Annotated in this window: 12 protein-coding genes; 3 read left to right on the top strand and 9 right to left on the bottom strand. The window is 56.9% G+C overall.

Translation table 11 applies throughout. From position 1 onward, the window contains the following. Positions 1 to 48 precede the first annotated feature (48 nt). The gene (locus tag ACR0CW_RS19610; RefSeq protein ID WP_480789091.1) at positions 49 to 1,245 is read right to left on the bottom strand and encodes a BCCT family transporter; all 1,197 of its coding nucleotides are present in this window, start codon (positions 1,243 to 1,245) and stop codon (positions 49 to 51) included. A gap of 192 nt (positions 1,246 to 1,437) precedes the next feature. Here ACR0CW_RS19610 and ACR0CW_RS19605 point away from each other — a divergent pair, with 192 nt between their 5' ends. The 3 genes from ACR0CW_RS19605 (at position 1,438) to msrA (ending at position 3,372) form a co-directional block, all read left to right on the top strand. Beyond that, a complete protein-coding gene (locus ACR0CW_RS19605) occupies positions 1,438 to 2,316 on the top strand; it encodes a DMT family transporter (protein ID WP_155143083.1) in 879 nt (292 codons plus the stop codon). 97 nt (positions 2,317 to 2,413) lie between these two features. Further along, on the top strand, positions 2,414 to 2,863 hold the full coding sequence (gene msrB / locus ACR0CW_RS19600; protein WP_170335875.1) for a peptide-methionine (R)-S-oxide reductase MsrB: 450 nt from the start codon (positions 2,414 to 2,416) through the stop codon (positions 2,861 to 2,863). Further along, positions 2,860 to 3,372, top strand: a complete 513-nt coding sequence (gene msrA, locus ACR0CW_RS19595) for a peptide-methionine (S)-S-oxide reductase MsrA (RefSeq protein ID WP_480789075.1) — start codon at positions 2,860 to 2,862, stop codon at positions 3,370 to 3,372. Before msrB ends, msrA begins: the two co-directional genes overlap by 4 nt. 30 nt (positions 3,373 to 3,402) lie before the next feature. Here the strand turns inward: msrA and ACR0CW_RS19590 are convergent, their stop codons facing one another. The 8 genes from ACR0CW_RS19590 to ACR0CW_RS19555 form a co-directional block, all read right to left on the bottom strand. Then, positions 3,403 to 5,406: a hydantoinase/oxoprolinase family protein gene (locus ACR0CW_RS19590; protein WP_480789074.1), complete on the bottom strand. Its 2,004-nt coding sequence runs from the start codon at positions 5,404 to 5,406 to the stop codon at positions 3,403 to 3,405. A gap of 72 nt (positions 5,407 to 5,478) precedes the next feature. Next, positions 5,479 to 6,510 carry a tRNA epoxyqueuosine(34) reductase QueG gene (queG, locus tag ACR0CW_RS19585; RefSeq protein WP_480789073.1) on the bottom strand — a complete coding sequence of 344 codons (1,032 nt, stop codon included), beginning with the start codon at positions 6,508 to 6,510 and terminating at the stop codon, positions 5,479 to 5,481. Positions 6,511 to 6,576: 66 nt separating this feature from the next. Further along, a complete protein-coding gene (fzlA, locus tag ACR0CW_RS19580) occupies positions 6,577 to 7,242 on the bottom strand; it encodes an FtsZ-binding protein FzlA (RefSeq protein WP_155143088.1) in 666 nt (221 codons plus the stop codon). Positions 7,243 to 7,300: 58 nt separating this feature from the next. Further along, on the bottom strand, positions 7,301 to 8,041 hold the full coding sequence (gene mtgA, locus ACR0CW_RS19575; RefSeq protein ID WP_480789072.1) for a monofunctional biosynthetic peptidoglycan transglycosylase: 741 nt from the start codon (positions 8,039 to 8,041) through the stop codon (positions 7,301 to 7,303). 38 nt (positions 8,042 to 8,079) lie between these two features. Beyond that, positions 8,080 to 8,997, bottom strand: coding sequence for a Hint domain-containing protein (locus ACR0CW_RS19570; RefSeq protein ID WP_480789071.1), 918 nt, complete (start codon positions 8,995 to 8,997; stop codon positions 8,080 to 8,082). 186 nt (positions 8,998 to 9,183) lie between these two features. Further along, positions 9,184 to 13,716 (bottom strand): glutamate synthase large subunit, encoded by a 4,533-nt coding sequence (gene gltB / locus ACR0CW_RS19565; protein ID WP_480789070.1) that lies wholly within the window; start codon positions 13,714 to 13,716, stop codon positions 9,184 to 9,186. A 2-nt stretch (positions 13,717 to 13,718) separates the two neighbouring features. Continuing rightward, on the bottom strand, positions 13,719 to 14,159 hold the full coding sequence (locus ACR0CW_RS19560; protein WP_480789069.1) for a GFA family protein: 441 nt from the start codon (positions 14,157 to 14,159) through the stop codon (positions 13,719 to 13,721). Next, a complete protein-coding gene (locus ACR0CW_RS19555; RefSeq protein ID WP_480789068.1) occupies positions 14,156 to 14,590 on the bottom strand; it encodes a GFA family protein in 435 nt (144 codons plus the stop codon). Before ACR0CW_RS19555 ends, ACR0CW_RS19560 begins: the two co-directional genes overlap by 4 nt. Between the last annotated feature and the right edge of the window lie 28 nt (positions 14,591 to 14,618).

Here is a 14,618-nt window from a genome sequence, read left to right as displayed (position 1 = left end):
TTTGATTTGTTCAAGGCAGAAGTTGCCTGTCGTGTTTTTGTCTCCGGCTTAGTGAACCGTTTCAACCTTGTGGAAATCCAGATCGCGCCCTTCGGGCATGGAGTCGATGCTCAGCACCTCTTTGCGCTTGGCAATCAGGATGTAGACAACGCAGGCCAGATACAGGCCAACCACAACCGCGCCGATCCACTGGATTTGTAGCCACTGGCTCTGGAACAACAGGGTCAGGACAAACAGCAGAACAACGTTTCCTGCGACATATACCGCCTTGCCGAACCGTTCGACTGTCATGTTCAGGTTGTCGGTGTACAGGCGGATAAGCGAGTCCAGCGAGTTGATCACAAAGGTCACGCCCACGATCACCATCGCGATGTTGGTGATGCCTGCAGTGCTGATGCCGTTCAGGTGATAGTAGTAGAGAACGGTGAACCAGATCGCCAGCGGGATCGATGGGAAGATCAACAACGCGGCCAGCAGTTGCCATGTTTTCAGGCCGCCGACAAAACGCGAGGTGAACTGGCCGATCATGATCGACCATGCAAACCACCAGAACAGATAGAAGGCATGATAGTCGGTCAGCGGCAGGACAAACTTATGCAGGTTTGCGAAGTACGCGCTGATATTGCCGCCCGTTTCTGCAAATCCGGTCAGACCCATACCAGCCGCAGCCCACATGCCCAGAATCAGAGCAAGGAACAGGAAGGTAGAGCCCACCGACAGGATGCGCACGTATTTCAGGTCTGTCGACGAATAGGCCGCCGCCAGAATGACCACGAACACGATGATGTAGAAAGTGGTGACAACGGATTCACCGTCTCCGACCTCGGGCAGGTAGCCAGGCAGGTAGATCAGGAACAGGCTGGCGGTGAAGGCGCAGGTGCCGATGATCACCACGTTGTTGATCAACTTGACCAGCGGGATCTCAAAGAACTTCACACGTGGTTCGATGACGCAGAAGTAGAACGCGGTCAGGAAGTAGAACGCCCAGATCAAAAAGCCCCAGAAACCGAACTCGATCGCCAAGGGGTTGGCGAATGCGTAAGCCGGTTCTTCGGCATAGCCGCCGAACTCGGTCAGCGGGAACATGATCAGGCCAACGTCCAAGCCGGATGTGAACAGGATCGCAATGAATGTGAACAGATGGACGGGCGTTACACCAACGCAGCGTAGATTCCACCATTTCACGACGAAGAAAGCGACCAGGCCCAATGCCAACAGGACGCCAAAAGACAGGATGTATTCCAGAAGCACCGACAAACCTCCCTTGATGTGTCAGATCGGGCAGCGGATATCTTTAATTGGCCAGTCAATCAATAAAAACATGCGTAATGACTTTCTTGTATGGCGCATGTGTCTTTTTTGACGAAGTGATGACCTCGCGCTTGAAGCTTTTTGCAAAATCGGAAACAGTCCTGCCGATTTGAAAAGGGGATCGTGATGGACCTGCGCGCCATAGCCATGGGGCTGATATTTGCCTTCATCTGGTCATCCGCCTTTACATCTGCACGGATCATAGTTTCCGATGCCTCGCCTCTGTTTTCGTTGGCGCTTCGCTTTCTGATTTCCGGTGTGATCGGCGTCACGATTGCCAGGGCGATGGGGCAGAGCTGGAGGCTCACCAGATCTCAGTGGTACGCTACGTTCCTATTCGGAATTTGCCAGAATGCCCTTTATTTGGGTCTGAATTTTTATGCGATGCAAACTGTCGAGGCATCGGTCGCCGCCATCATTGCGTCGACGATGCCGTTGCTGGTCGCTTTGGCGGGATGGCTGTTGTTTGGCGAAAAACTCCGTCCCTTGGGCGTCATCGGCCTGCTCGCCGGCTTTGCCGGTGTCGCCCTGATCATGAGCAGCCGGATCAGCGCTGGCATTGATATGTTCGGTGTCATGCTCTGCGGTTTGGGTGCTTTGGCGCTCACGCTGGCAACGCTGGCGGTTCGGGGTGCCACCTCGGGGGGCAACTTCATGATGGTTGTCGGACTGCAGATGCTTGTGGGTTCAGCTATTCTCTTCGTTGCTGCACCGCTGTTTGAAACCATCTATATTCACCTGACCGTGCCCTTTGCATTGGCTTTCACCTATACAACCCTGTTCCCCGGCCTGCTGGCGACATTGATCTGGTTCTTGCTTTTGAACCGCATCGGTGCCACCCGGGCCGCGACATTCCATTTTCTAAATCCTGTGTTTGGCGTTGCCATTGCCGCCATCTTGTTGGGTGAAAGGCTTGGTGCGCTTGATGTGATCGGTGTGCTTGTGACGACAATTGGTATTCTGGCCGTTCAGTTGTCGCGCCAACCCGAGGTTAAAACCGCCTGATCCAATGCACGAGCGCGCGAGGCATCTGAAATATGGCTTTGATTTCCTCTATGATGTGCCCAAATAGTGCATCACGAAAGACAACACCGGAGGAGCCATGACTCGTTACACCAAAGACCCCGAGGCCATCGCCGCCCTCTCTCCCGAAGAGTTTCACGTGACTCAGCGTAGCGGTACCGAACGGCCGGGTACTGGAAAACACCTGAACAACAAAGAGCCAGGTATCTATGTCGATATCGTCTCGGGTGAGCCGCTGTTTGCCTCGACCCACAAGTACGAATCCGGCTGTGGCTGGCCCAGCTTTACCAAGCCAATCATCCACGAGCATGTCGAAGAGCTCGAAGATCGCACTCTGGGCATGATCCGCACCGAGGTACGTTCGAAACATGGCGACAGCCATCTGGGCCATGTGTTTCCGGACGGTCCGCGCGAGCATGGCGGGCTGCGCTATTGCATAAACTCTGCCGCGCTTCGGTTTATCCATCGTGACGATATGGAAACCGAAGGTTACGGCGAATTCCTGATCCATGTGGAGGAAATCCAATGACCGAGCAACGCGCTGTTCTTGCCGGGGGCTGTTTCTGGGGCATGCAGGATCTGATCCGCAAGCTGCCCGGCGTTTCCCGCACCCGTGTCGGATACACTGGCGGAGACGTTCCAAACGCGACCTATCGCAACCATGGCACCCACGCAGAAGGGATTGAAATCTGGTTTGATCCCACCAGGATTACCTATCGCGAGTTGCTGGAATTCTTCTTTCAGATTCACGACCCGACCACAGTGAACCGTCAGGGCAATGACATCGGGATGAGCTATCGTTCTGCCATCTATTACGTCGATGAAGCGCAGAAACAGGTTGCAGTGGACACAATTGCCGATGTGGATGCCAGCGGAATATGGCCCGGAAAAGTCGTGACTGAGGTGGAACCTGTTGGTGATTTCTGGGAAGCTGAGCCCGAGCATCAGGACTATCTGGAGCGTATCCCAAACGGGTATACCTGCCACTTCCCGCGTCAGGACTGGGTGCTGCCAAAGCGCACCGACGCCGCAGAATAACAGACCTGCCTCCTCCGTTCGCGGAGGAGGCTAGCCCACGGCAACCCTTGGTCGGCCACTGGCCTCGACGGTCACGAGCGCCTCGACAAACACATCTCTGCCTTCGACCTGCGCAGTGCGAATGTCGCGATCTATGATCACCCGAATGTCTTCAGCTCCAGCTTCGCGTACTGATTTTTCGGTTTCATCCCGTAGAACCGATTCCAACAGGCCTAGTGCCGCATCCGGTTCTGAGAAATCCTGTGGCCCATCCTCGAGATGCACGCGAAAGAGCCCTTCTGAAGGTGACGTTACCGTACCGGCACGCCGCAATGTAAGGCGACCAACCACTGCACCAATGGCATTGGCGACGCCAGCATGTTCTGGCAGGACCATCGCGCAATGCAGTCGCTCACCAACTGCAGGATAATAGCTGGGGGCCGAAGCGCCCAGCCCGACTACATCCACATTCAGCGCTGCATCCAGCGCCATCAAACCCCGGTGCCGAGACAATCCCCGCTGCGTCAGAACATGCCGCGCCAGATCCTGCGCAGGTAGACCCAATCCATCGGTTTCTTCTGCGAAAGCAGTCTCTAACAAGGTCAAAGCTGTTTGTTCCGTCAGTTGATCAATGATCATCTGGGCTAGCGCTTCGGGGGATTTTGCCAAAAGGTCACCTGACCCGACCCGCCTGCGCGCGATCAGCTCCAACGCTTTACAGGCAGCCTCGCCGTCCCAATCCGTAAGCCTGCCAAGTACATGGCTGGCATCTGATGGAGTAATGCCAGATACCTGCACAACGCCGCGGTCCACCAGACGGTTCAGCGCACCGTTTTCCATCCGGGTTCGCAGTAGTGAAGACAGGGGCAATACCGTGTCGCCAAGCCGATCCAGCAGAGCCTCTTCGCGTTCACCAACACCATCCGCGCGGATACCCGGAACGCGGCGGGCAAAACGTGTGTCATGCTCTCCGACCGTCGTGGCCCGTAGTTGTTCATCCAGAACCGCATGGACGATTTCTTGCGCTTCTGCTGCGATCAGTGAAACTGGCAAGACACGTCTTGGTCCAAGAAACACACCGCCGCCCAGGCCTTCGGTCACGACATGCACCTGACTGTCCCCGCCAAGACCATGGGTTCGCATTGCAACGGCCTCGACCATGGTTCGGAACCCACCAACTTGCGCACCGGCTGGATCGATCGCTGGCTTGCCATCGCGGATCAACGCCACATCCGTCGTCGTGCCGCCGATATCCGAGACCAAAGCGTTTTCGGCCCCGGTCAGCCAGCGCGCACCCACGATCGAGGCAGCAGGTCCGCTGAGGATTGTTTCGATCGGCCGTTCGCGGGCCTGTTCTGCGCTCATCAAGGCACCATCACCACGCACGACCATCATCGGGGCGTGGATGTCGAGTTCGCGCAATCGGTCCTGAGCACGCCCGATCAACCGGTCAATCATTCCGATCAAACGGGCGTTCAGCACTGCTGTTACTGCCCGTTTCGGACCGTTCAGCTTGGCTGACAACTGATGTGAGCAGGTGACAGGTGCGCCCGTCTTTTCGGTAATGACCTGCCCAACTTTCAACTCGTGTGCTGGGTTACGCGTGGCGAATTGTGCTGCGACGGCAAAGCCCGAAATGCCTTTGTGAGAGTCAAGAAATGCTTCAAGCGCTTGGATGTCCAGCGGTGCAACCTCGCCTCCGGCATGGCTGTGGCCGCCCGAAATCACCAACGCAGGGTCACCTTTCAAGGCATCCTTCAACCCATGCTTTTCCAGATCGCTTTCCCGAAAGCCTATATAGATCAGAGCGACACGGCCACCTTGCCCTTCAACCAGCGCGTTGGTTGCAAGCGTTGTCGACAACGAGGCAAGAGAGATCTGATCCGGTGACACCTGCGCCTCGTCCAGAACGGCCGAGATTGCCTTGCCCACACCAATCGCCAAATCTGCGCGAGTGGTCAGGGATTTGGCCGAGGCGATGACCTCTTTCTCATCCCGGATCAACACCGCATCAGTATAGGTTCCGCCCGTATCGACACCCAAAGCCAAGGCCATCGGGTCCTCCTTATTGTTCGCTGGTGACGGGTGTAGCGAATTGAAACGACGCGTCCAGCCTGTTTGCGGCACTTATGACAATCGCTTCACCGCCCATCGTGCCGCATCAGCGACGGTGGCATCAGGATCATGAATCAATGCCTGTGCTGCAGACCGCAGCGATGCTGCGCCAGAGTTTCCGATGGCATAGAGAACATTGCGCACAAAGCGATCCCGACCAATCCGCTTGATCGGTGAGCCAGAGAATTTCTGGCGAAATCCTGCGTCGTCCAACGCAACAAGCTCGGCCAGCTTTGGTGCCTTGAGGTCCTCGCGCGCCGCATAGCGTATGTCGCTTGCTGCCACCGCAAACTTGTTCCAGGGGCAGGCCGCCAGGCAATCATCGCAGCCGTAGATGCGGTTGCCCAGTTTCTGCCGCAGCTCTTCGTCTACAGGCCCTTTGTGTTCAATCGTGAGGTACGAAATGCAGCGACGTGCATCCAGTTGATAGGGGGCGGGAAACGCATCGGTCGGACAGCTGTCCAGACAGGCTCGGCAGGATCCGCAATGGTCCACTTCGGCTGGGTCAGCCGGTAGTTCAATGGTGGTAAAAACAGACCCTATGAAGGACCAATTACCCCAATCCCGACTGACCAGATTGGTGTGTTTGCCTTGCCATCCAAGCCCGGCTGCATGGCCCAGTGCTTTTTCAGGAACTGGCGCGGTATCGACAAATACCTTCACTTCTCCGCCGGCCTCGGCAATCAGCCAGCGTGCAAGGCGTTTAAGCCGTTTCTTGACGAGATCGTGGTAATCCTTGTTCTGCGCGTAAACCGAGATTGCACCCCGGTCCGGGTGGTTCAGAACTTCGGTCGGATCATGATCGGGCGTGTAGCTTTCGGCCAGCATGATGACCGAGCGAGCCTCGGGCCACAAAGCGGACGGATCGCCCCGCCAATGGGTGCGTTCTGCCATCCACCCCATCTGACCGTGATATCCGGCTTGCAGAAAGGCGTCCAGCCGAGCCGGAACTTCGGGAATGTCCCACGGTCGGCAGATGCGACAGGATACAAACCCTTCGGAAAGAGCTTGCGATATCAACCGCTCTTTGAGTGTTTGAGTCATCGTTATTGAGCCGAGCCGTTCCCTGTGCCTTTGGGGTGCGATGCGTCCCACCCCTTATTCTGGATATCAGAAATCCAGATCGGCGTAATGGGCTGGTGGCCGGAAACCCGGGACCTGATCCGCGAGGATCGAGCGGAAGGCCGGTCTGGATTTGATCTTTGCATACCAATCCTTGACCACCTGACTGCGGTTCCAGTCCACGTCCGAGATGTAGTCTAAAGCTGACAAATGCGCAGCAGCGGCAAAATCAGCCAATGTCATCTGATCCCCCGCCAGCCAGCGGCGGTGATCCAGCAACCAGGTCATGTAGTCCAGGTGATACTTGATCGCCCGCGCACCTTCTTTGACGTTTTTACTGTCCGGATACCCCTGACCTGTCACCTTCTTGTTCACGCGCTCATAAAGAAGTTTCGAAGTCACTTCGTGGTGAAACTTGTCATCGAACCAGCCAACAATGCGCCGGACTTCGTAACGGGCCTCGGGCTTTTTGGGCATCAGAGGCGGTTCAGGCCGGGTTTCTTCGATGTATTCACAGATCGCAGCGCTTTCGGCCAACACCAATCCGTCCAGCCGCAGCACTGGTACCTTGCCCGCTGGATTACGCCGAAGAAAATCCGGATCCTGTTCCCAATATCGTTCTTCGACCAGTTCGACTTCGATCTTCTTTTCCGCCAGCGACAGGCGGACCTTTCGACAGTAGGGGGACAGGGGAACGTGAAACAAACGCGCCATGGACTTCCAATCGAACCAGTGAATACTTCCAAGCTTTAGCCTTGGCAGGGTAGTGGTTTCAATCCTCGAAACAATCTGCGCGACCATCTGCGCGGATGGTAGCCGCCCCATCAAGGATCGAAGCCGCCCGGCGACGTGTCCGAACCGAAGGGTCTGTAACCGACCTGTTGCGGGGAGAGGGCAGGATAGCCGCCAGTCGGGCAGCCTGTACCGGCGACAGCTTGGCGGCGCTGACACCGTAGTAACGTTGTGCCGCCGCTTCGACCCCAAAGACTCCTTGACCGGTTTCAGCGACGTTCAGATATACCTCAAGAATCCTCTGCTTGCTCCAGAATATCTCGACAACAGGTGTCATCGACGTTTCCAGCGCCTTGCGGACCCAGCTGCGGCCCTGCCAAAGGAAGACGTTCTTGACCACTTGCTGGGTGATGGTTGATGCGCCACGTGATCCGCCATCCTCAAGCGCATCGCGGATCGCTTCCACATCAAATCCCCAATGAAGGCAGAAATTTGCATCTTCTGCAGCCACGGCTGAGCGCGCCATAATGGGCGAAATCTCTTCAATCGGAACCCATTCCCGGTCAACACGTCCCAACCTGCGCCATTCAGACCAGATTGTATGGGTGACCGGAGGGTTCACAACCGAATAGATCAGAACAAGGGCTACAAATAATGCGGCCAACCCCAATCCACCTCGTACCACCCATCGCCTGATCCGGGCGAAGAGTGAGGGCTGATTTTTGGCTTTGGTTGCCTTGTTTTTCTTACCGCCTGATTTGCGGACTGCTTGCTTTGCCATACCTCGCTATACGCTGCGCTACCGTTATTTGAAACGGTCTATATCGCGATGAGCCGACCATCGCGTGGGCGAACCACCGGGCGTACGGTCTTCTGAGCATGCAGCTCGCGGCTGGTAAGTTCAGGAAACAATGCCAGAATTTCAGCCTGTGTCTCGCGTTCGGATTGCGAGACTGCATGTCCGGGATAGTAGCTTTCGCTTTTTGCACCGTTTGCTGTCACAATTTCATGCTGACCGAACAAAAGGTGGATGTAATCTATTTCTCCACCTTCGACCCGCGTTACGGTATCGCCGTTGACCAGAGAGTGTGCTGCGATCAGAACCTCTGTATGTCCAAACAGATATGGTGCCCGCCAGTCAGCAATCAGCATCCGATGTTGGGGTGACACCAGGGTCTCGCGATCCAACTCCAAAACACCGGCCTCAAACCGGATCGGCGCCGTGTCCCCGGTGGCGGCCACCGTGGTACGACCAACCCAGAGTAAGGGTTGTGGGCCATTGTCCATAGTATTGACCAGATCACCCGGCTTCAGATCTTCAACTGCGCGCGGTCCTTCTGGCGTTTCGATCATGGTGCCCGGTGTAAAACATGGTGGACCAAGCTGGCCGGGTACATTCAACGGTCCTTGCGTATTTACGAATGTAGTTGAAACAAGTGTCCCTTCCTCAAGGACCTTGCCGTCGGTTGGGGTAAATACCCGCGTCCCGTCAGCTAGGTAGAAGGTGATGCCGGTATAGGTCACCGGGCCAGTTCCGGGGACGTTTATAACAACTGTATCGCCGGGCCACGAAGAGGTTACATCCTGACCGTTTACTGTGTCGCCGCCAGGAGCCTCAATCTCACCATCGTCGTTCTGATCGACAAGATTGTAGTTCTCGACGGTCAGCAAAGTTCCTGCGGGGGGCGGGTTCGCCGGGTCCATTGCAAAGAACTGATCAAAGTAAGTTGTCGGCATCGAACTGCTCCACTACGCGTACCAAACCAAGCCTCAGTATTGTGTCAATTCCTGAAGAAACTTTGACCAATGCTAGGCGTTTTTTCTGCAAATACGCAATGAATCAGGTGAAATTGTTGCCAAACAGCAAAACCCCGCACGTCGCAAGCGACACGCGGGGCTCTGATTTTCAACTGTTCGTCAAACCTATTCCGCCGGAACAGCCGTCGCCTCCAGGCTAAGTGGGTGAGCCAGCTTGTTCAGCATCTCTTTGGGGCAAACCTGCAGGAAGTTGGTCTTTTCGACCTCCCAATGCTGCAGAATATCAATGGCCTTGCGGCTGTTGGTTTCTGCGACATGACGCTCGATCAAAGACTTCAGCTGATCTTCCCAGTGATCAACGGTGACCGGGCAGGTGACTAGTGTCTCCAGGTTCATCAGCAGCTCTGCCTTGCCTTCCGGGTCGTAAAGGTAGGCCATGCCCCCCGTCATCCCCGCACCAAAGTTCGCGCCGATATCACCAAGGATCACCGCAACGCCACCAGTCATGTATTCACACCCGTTCGAGCCACAGCCTTCGATCACCACCTTGGCGCCCGAGTTTCTTACGGCGAAACGTTCACCCGCACGGCCAGCAGCAAACAAGTGACCATCGGTGGCACCATACAGCACCGTATTGCCGATGATGGTGTTGTCGTCCGCCTTGAGCGGGCTGACCTGCGGCGGTCGCACCACAATGGTGCCACCGGACAAGCCTTTGCCGACATAGTCGTTGGCATCGCCCGACACCTCCAGCTTCAGGCCCGGAGCTGCAAAGGCCCCCAGCGACTGACCGGCCGAACCCTGCAGTTTCACGTGCAGATGATCGTCCTGGAAGGTGTTCCGCATACCAAAATTCTGCACGATGTGGCTGGAAACGCGAGTACCCACGGTGCGATGCGTGTTCTGGATCGCATAGGACAGCTGCATCTTTTCGCCGTCTTTCAGGAACCGTGCCGCGTCGCGGACAATCTCGGCATCCAGAGTATCCGGTACCGCGTTCCGATCCTTGTCACGGTTGTAGACGATGTTATGCGCACCATCGACCGTGATCAGCAGAGGGTTGAGGTCCAGATCGTCCAGATGCGCCGAACCACGGCTGACCTGCGCCAGCAAATCCGCGCGACCGATGATCTCATCCACCGAACGCGCACCGAGGCTGGCCAGAACCTCCCGCACTTCCTGTGCGTAGAAGGTGATCAGATTCACCACCTTGTCTGCGTTACCGGTAAACTTGGCGCGCAGGGATTCGTCCTGCGTACACACGCCGACCGGGCAGGTGTTGGACTGGCACTGACGCACCATGATACAGCCCATTGCGATCAGCGCAGCGGTGCCGATGCCGTATTCCTCGGCCCCCATCATCGCTGCCATGACGATGTCACGGCCTGTGCGAAGCCCACCATCGGTCCGCAGCGTGATGCGATCCCGCAGGTTGTTCATCGCGAGAACCTGATGTGCTTCGGTCAGGCCCATCTCCCACGGCAATCCGGCGTATTTGATGCTGGTCGCGGGCGATGCACCAGTGCCGCCGTTGTGGCCCGAGATCAGGATCACGTCCGCCTTGGCTTTTGCCACACCGGCAGCAATCGTGCCAACACCCGAAGACGCCACCAGTTTGACCGTCACCTTGCAGCGCGGGTTGATCTGCTTCAGGTCGTAGATCAGCTGCGCCAGGTCTTCGATCGAGTAGATGTCGTGGTGCGGCGGCGGCGAAATCAGCGTCACGCCCTTGGTCGAATGCCGCAGACGCGCGATCAGGTCGGTAACCTTCATGCCCGGCAACTGACCACCCTCACCGGGTTTCGCGCCCTGGGCGACCTTGATCTCCAGCTCTTCACACTGGTTCAGGTATTCGGCGGTCACACCGAAGCGGCCCGAAGCCACCTGTTTGATCTTGGCCGACGGGTTATCACCATTGGGTTCCGGCACGAAATGCGCCGGATCTTCACCACCTTCACCCGAGTCGGATTTCGCGCCGATCCGGTTCATCGCCACGTTCAGCGTCTTATGCGCCTCGGGCGATAGTGCGCCCAGCGACATGCCCGGCGTGACAAAGCGCTTGCGGATCGAGGTGATCGACTCGACCTCTTCAATCGGCACCGGCTTACCCAGCGGTTTGAAATCCATCAGGTCGCGCAGGTGGATCGGCGGGTTCGACTGCATCTTGGCCGAATATTGTTTCCACAGCTCGTATGAGGCGCGGTTACAGGCCATTTGCATCATGTGCATCGAGGTTGCTTCCCACGCGTGGGTCTCACCCGATTTACGCGCTTTGTAGAAACCTCCGATGGGCAGAACATCCAGACCGCTGTCCCACGCCTTGGCATGGATTTCTTCGACTTTGGTCTGAATGCCCGTGACACCGATGCCGGAAATGCGGCTGGTCATACCCGGGAAGTACTCGGCCACCATCGCGCGGCTGAGACCTACGGCTTCGAAATTCAAACCTCCGCGATAGGACGAGATCACCGAAATACCCATCTTGGCCATGATCTTCAGCAGGCCCTGGTCGATGGCTTCGCGATAGCGCGCAACGTTTTCGGTCAGGGAGCCGTCCAGCAGACCACGATCAATGCGGTCGGCCAGCGAATCTTCGGCCAGATAGGCGTTCACAACAGTCGCGCCACAGCCGATCAAAACCGCAAAGTAATGCGGATCGACACATTCAGCCGAGCGAACGTTCAGCGAGCAGAAAGTCCGCAGGCCCTGACGGGTCAGGTGCGAGTGTACTGCGCTGGTGGCAAGGATCATCGGCATCGCCACACGACCTTCACCAGAGTTCATGTCAGATAGAACCAGGTGCCCGGCGCCCGAACGAACCGCTTCCTCAGCTTCGGCTCTAACACGGGCCAAAGCAGCGCTCAGCGCACCCTGACCGGGCTCAAAGCTACAATCAATCTCAGCCAGCGGAGCATTGAGGTGCCCAACCAGTTCATCCCATTGCGCGTTGCCGACAAAGGGGCTTTCCAGAACGATGATCTCGGTCTGGCTGCTGTCCTCGTCCAATACGTTCTTCAGGTTCCCGAACCGTGTCTTCAGCGACATGACGCGGTACTCGCGCAAACTGTCGATCGGCGGGTTAGTGACCTGGCTAAAGTTCTGCCGGAAGAAATGGCTGAGCGGGCGGTATTGCTTGGACAGAACCGCCGAGGGCGTATCGTCGCCCATGGATGCCAGCGCCTCTTTACCGTCTTCGGCCATGGGCGCCAGAATTTGCTCCAGTTCCTCGACCGAATAGCCTGCTGCGATCTGGCGTTTGCGCAGGTCTTCGCCCGAGAACAATGGCTTTTCGGTCACGCCAGCCAGCGCTTCGTCCAGATCATTGATCTTACCGACCCACTCGCCAAACGGCAGTGCGGCAGCCAGTTTGTTCTTGATCTGCGTGTCGCGGAACAGTTTGCCCTTCTTCATGTCGACGGCCAGCATCTGTCCCGGGCCAAGCGCGCCCTTTTCGGTCACGGTTGCTTCGTCAATCGGCACCATGCCGGCCTCAGATCCCGCGATCACAAGACCGTCGCCTGTCACCACATAACGCATGGGGCGCAGACCATTGCGGTCCAGACCGGCACAAACCCAGCGACCGTCAGTCATGGCCAGTGCGGCCGGACCGTCCCACGGCTCCATCACTGAGTTGCAGTAGGAATACATGTCGCGCCACGCTTGCGGCAGTTCCACGGCCTGCTTGGACCAGCTTTCCGGAACCAGCATGGTTTTCGCCATGGGCGCTGAGCGGCCGGCGCGCACAAGAACTTCGAAAACCGAGTCTAATGCGGCTGAATCCGACGATCCACCGGCGATGATCGGTTTGATATCTTCGGCATAGTCGCCAAAGGTGGCTGATGCCATGCGGATCTCATGGCTTTTCATCCAGTTGACGTTGCCCTTCAGCGTGTTGATCTCGCCGTTATGGGCCAGCATGCGGAAAGGTTGCGCCAGCCACCACTGCGGGAAGGTGTTGGTTGAATAACGCTGGTGGTAGATCGCAAAGGCGGATTCAAAGCGTTCGTCCATCAGATCGGGGTAGAAGACCGCGACCTGCTCGGCCAGCATCATGCCCTTATAGATGATTGATCGGCAGCTGAGCGAGGCCAGGTACAAGCCCGAGATACCCGCGGCCATTGCCGCCTTTTCGATGCGGCGACGGATCACATAAAGCTCACGCTCGAACGTATCCTCATCCACACCTTTCGAGTTCGAGATCAGAATTTGCTCGATCTCTGGTCGGGTGGCGTTGGCTTTTTCGCCCAGACAGGTCACATCAACCGGCACATGGCGCCAGCCATAGATGTAATAGCCCATACGCAGAACTTCGGTTTCCACGATGGTTCGGCAGCTTTCCTGTGCGCCAAAATCAGTGCGGGGCAGGAAGACCTGACCAACCGCAATCAGTTCGTCCAGTTTCGGTTCATGGCCGGTACGACGGATCTGATCATAGAAGAAAGGAACCGGAATCTGCACGTGGATGCCAGCGCCATCGCCGGTCTTACCATCCGCGTCCACCGCGCCACGGTGCCAGATCGCCTTAAGGGCATCGATGCCTGCATCCACGACCTTGCGGCTTTTCTTTCCGTCAATGGAAACAACAAGACCAACACCACAGGAAGAATGCTCTTCTTCCTCGGAATAGAGACCATTTTCGGCCATCCATTTGCGCTTGGTTTCTTCGTTTTTGACCCAGTTTTCGTCATATACGCTCATGGTCAGGCTCCTTCCGTGGTCGGCCCGTACAGCGCAAACACTTGCGCTTCGGTCAGCAGTTCATGTTCACCCTGAAAGGCGAACGCATCCGGTTTGCGGTCGATAAAGATCTCGCGCGTCATCTTGAATCCTTCAGCATCGTCAAAAATGCCGATCGGTATCTCGTAATTGCCATTGAGTGAGCCATCAGCAGTCACCCGGTACCAAAGCCCTGTGCCGCATTTGCTGCACCAGGCCCGTTCCGCCCAGCCCGAGCTTTGCAGCGTCGAGATGTTGTCCTCACCCTGCCAGCTCAGGTTTTTTTCGTCGATGGTAACACCCAGAAAAGCTGATCCAAGCCATCGCTGGCACATCTTGCAGTGGCAGGTGCCGAATTCTTGAGGCACGTCCTGTGCCGTGAACCGAACCTCACCGCACATGCATTGACCTGCGCGCGCGCTCATGCGTTGCCCTCCGTTTCAGGGGCATAGGCAGCGATCACATCGGCTTCGGTCATCTGACGGCGTTCACCTTCAAAGGTGTAACCTTCGGGCTTCTTGTCGATGTAAAGCTCCAGCTTGATCTCGCTATCCGCGGCATTGTCGAAAAGCCCGGCAGCCATCTGGGTTTGCCCATGCATTTCACCCGGTAGGGTGATGCGGTACCAGAGCGCGGATCCGCATTCCTCGCAAAAGGCACGTTCCGCCCAGTCCGACGATGTGTATGTCCGAACCGGTCCCAGCGCGGCATAGCCCGGCTCGGCGGGAAAGCTGACGAATGCGCTGCTGCTCCAGCGACGGCACATGTCGCAATGGCATGCACCCAGCGCATCGCGCGCACGGGTGGCGGTTACGGTAACCGCGCCGCACATACACTGGCCTTGCAATTCGGGCATGACATCCCTCCTGTCGCTGGGCTCATGG

The sequence above is a fragment of the Ruegeria sp. CH6 genome, from assembly GCF_056537005.1.
Note: the sequence above shows the minus strand (reverse complement) of the source record. Positions and strands in the feature narration are given on the sequence as shown.